At 71.7% G+C, this 2,573-nt stretch carries 3 protein-coding genes and 1 pseudogene; 2 read left to right on the top strand and 2 right to left on the bottom strand.

Annotated elements, in window-relative coordinates:
• A partial coding sequence (locus tag ACFYXB_RS45740) for a transposase (RefSeq protein WP_389591420.1) occupies window positions 1-474 on the top strand: 474 nt, incomplete at its 5' end.
• Window positions 475-498: 24 nt separating this feature from the next.
• On the opposite strand, the gene ACFYXB_RS45745 is transcribed toward ACFYXB_RS45740, so the two are convergent.
• A complete protein-coding gene (locus ACFYXB_RS45745) occupies window positions 499-1,350 on the bottom strand; it encodes a helix-turn-helix transcriptional regulator (protein ID WP_389591422.1) in 852 nt (283 codons plus the stop codon).
• A gap of 88 nt (window positions 1,351-1,438) precedes the next feature.
• Between ACFYXB_RS45745 and ACFYXB_RS45750 the strand changes: the two genes are divergently transcribed.
• Entirely contained in the window at window positions 1,439-2,239 is an 801-nt protein-coding gene (locus ACFYXB_RS45750) for an SDR family NAD(P)-dependent oxidoreductase (protein WP_389591423.1), read from the top strand.
• 214 nt (window positions 2,240-2,453) lie between these two features.
• Here ACFYXB_RS45750 and ACFYXB_RS45755 read toward each other — a convergent pair.
• Window positions 2,454-2,573, bottom strand: a pseudogene (locus ACFYXB_RS45755) (IS5/IS1182 family transposase); the annotation flags it as partial.

Raw genomic sequence — 2,573 nt, forward strand, 5'->3', positions numbered from 1 at the left:
CGTTCACCGGTCGACCGCGGCAAACAGGGCATGAAACGCTCGGGCATGACGGACGGTTACGGAATTCCGCTCGGCCGGGTCCTGGCCGGAGCGAACCGCCACGACTCCCCGCTGCTCGCGCCGACCCTGGACCTGCTGGACGACCTCGGGCCGCTGCCCGACGACATCACGGTGCACCTGGACGCCGGCTACGACTCGGACAAGACCCGCACCGAACTCACCGCCCGTAACTTGCACGGTCGCATCGCGCACAAGGGCGAGAAGGCGCCGATCCAGGCCAGTCAGCGATGGCATGTCGAGCGCACGCACGCCTGGCAGAACGCCTTCCACCGCCTTGCCCGCTGCTACGAGCGCCGCGCGACCGTCGTCAACGCCTTCTTCGACCTCGCAGACACCATCATCACCGTCCGTAGCCTGCTCCGCCGGGCCTGGACCACCCACCGCTGGGACGACCGCCCCAAGCGCCACCCCTGAGTACCCGCCCATCTGCGCGAGCTCTTAGCCGGGTACGTCCATGGGCTGCGTGCCGATCACCGACAGCAGCCGTAGCGCCTCCTCTGCGGGGGAGCCGGGCTCGGCCGTGTAGATCACGACTTGTTGGTCTCGGTCGGTGATGTCGAGGACGTCGCAGTTGACGGTGATGGGGCCGATCAGCGGGTGGTGGACGGTTTTGCGCAGGGTGGGCTCGGCGCGTACGTCGTGGGCGGCCCACAGCCGGGCGAACTCCGCGCTGCCGGCGAGGAGGTCGTCTACCAGCGTGGCTACCTCGGGATCGTCGGGGTAGCGGGCGGCGGTGGCACGCAGGTGCCGGGCCGCGGCGCGGGCGAACGCCTCCGCGTCGGACGGGTCGTACAGCAGCCGGTCCCGCGATTGGGGTGCGAGGAAGGTCCGGCGCACGAGGTTGCGCTCGTGCCGGGGCAGAGCGGAGAAGTCCTCCAGGAGGGCGGCCGCCAGGTCGTTCCAGGCGATCACCTCGTAGGTCGCGGACAGCACGATCGCCGCAGCGTGCGGCAGCCGCCGCAGGAGGTCGAGGATGCTCTGTCGCACTTCACGTGAGGGCCCGGCCGGCGGGCCGGGCGGGGCGCCGGCGAGGTGGTGCAGGTGGTCACGCTCGGCGTCCGACAGGCGCAGGGCCCGGGCCAGACCGGCGAGTACCTCGCGAGACGGGCGCGGGCCGCGGGCCTGCTCCAGCCGGGTGTAGTACTCGGTCGAGATGAACGCCAGCTGCGCCACCTCCTCGCGGCGCAGCCCCGGGGTGCGGCGGCGCGGCCCGGCAGGCAGACCCACGTCGGCAGGGGTGATGCGCTCACGCCTGCTGCGCAGGAAGCCGGCCAGCTCTCGTCTGTCCACGCCACCCAGTGTGCACGGGTGCCGCGGAGCCGATCCAGGTACCGCTGGTGCCTGGATCGGCTCCGCGGCTGGACGCAGGCTCGCTGCCATGAACAACGCACAGACCACCGACACCTCCACCCCCGCCGCCGTGGGCCTGCTGGCCGGCAAAGTTGCCTTCATCACCGGTGCCGGTCGCGGTATCGGCACCGCCGCGGCGCGGCTGTTTGTCCGGGAGGGCGCCCGGGTGCTGCTCGCGGCCCGCACGGAGGACCAGCTCAAGGCGGTGACCGAGGAAATCCGGGCGGCCGGCGGCACCGCCGAGTACGCGGTGTGTGACCTGGCCGACGGGGCCAGTGTCCGTGCCGCCGTCGACCGCGCCATTGACCTGTACGGCCGGCTCGACGTCGCCTTCAACAACGCAGCGACCAGCGTGCCGCCGGCCCCGATGGACCAAGTGCCCCAGGCGGATTTCGACCACGTCTACGCCGTGAACCTCAAGGGTCCGTGGCTGGCCATGTCCGCCGAGGTCGCCGCCATCCGGGCCACCGCCGGCACGGGTGCGATCGTCAACAACTCATCCGTCGGCAGCCTGATGGGCAACCCCACGCTGCCCGCCTACGGTGCGATGAAGCGGGCGGTCAACAGCCTCACCGAGTCGGCCGCCATCACCTACGGCCCAGAGGGCATCCGCGTCAACGCCATCGCTCCCGGCACCACACTGACCGAGATGGTGCGTGCATGGAACGACCGCTCACCCGGCGTCGTCGACCAGCTCAACGCGCGCACCCCGCTGCGCCGTGCGGCCGACCCTGACGAGATCGCCCAGGCCGCCGCCTGGCTCCTGAGCGACCGCGCCTCCTACGTGACCGGGACGGTGCTCCCGGTTGACGGCGGCATGCAGGCATGAGCCGGAGACGCGCCTGCTGCCCGGATGCACCTGGCGAGCCGAACCCGCCAACTGCCGGGCCCTCCGCCGGCACGTCCGTCGGGTCGTCCAGGAACACCCCGAGGTACCGGACCGTGGTCATCTGCACCCCGAGCCGGTTGTGGGCCCGCCTGGTTCGGCCCGCGCGACGCGGGGCGGGCCGGTGCGCTGGCTCGGACACGCCGGCATCGTCCTCACGGTGCAGCGGGGAGTCGTGGCGGTTCGCTCCTGCGAGTATCCCGCCGAGCGGGATGCCATGACCGTCCGTCATGGCAGAGCGGTTCAGGCCCTGTTTGCCGCGATCGACCGGTGAACA

Source organism: Streptomyces sp. NPDC002619 (genome assembly GCF_042889305.1).
Taxonomy (GTDB): domain Bacteria; phylum Actinomycetota; class Actinomycetes; order Streptomycetales; family Streptomycetaceae; genus Streptomyces.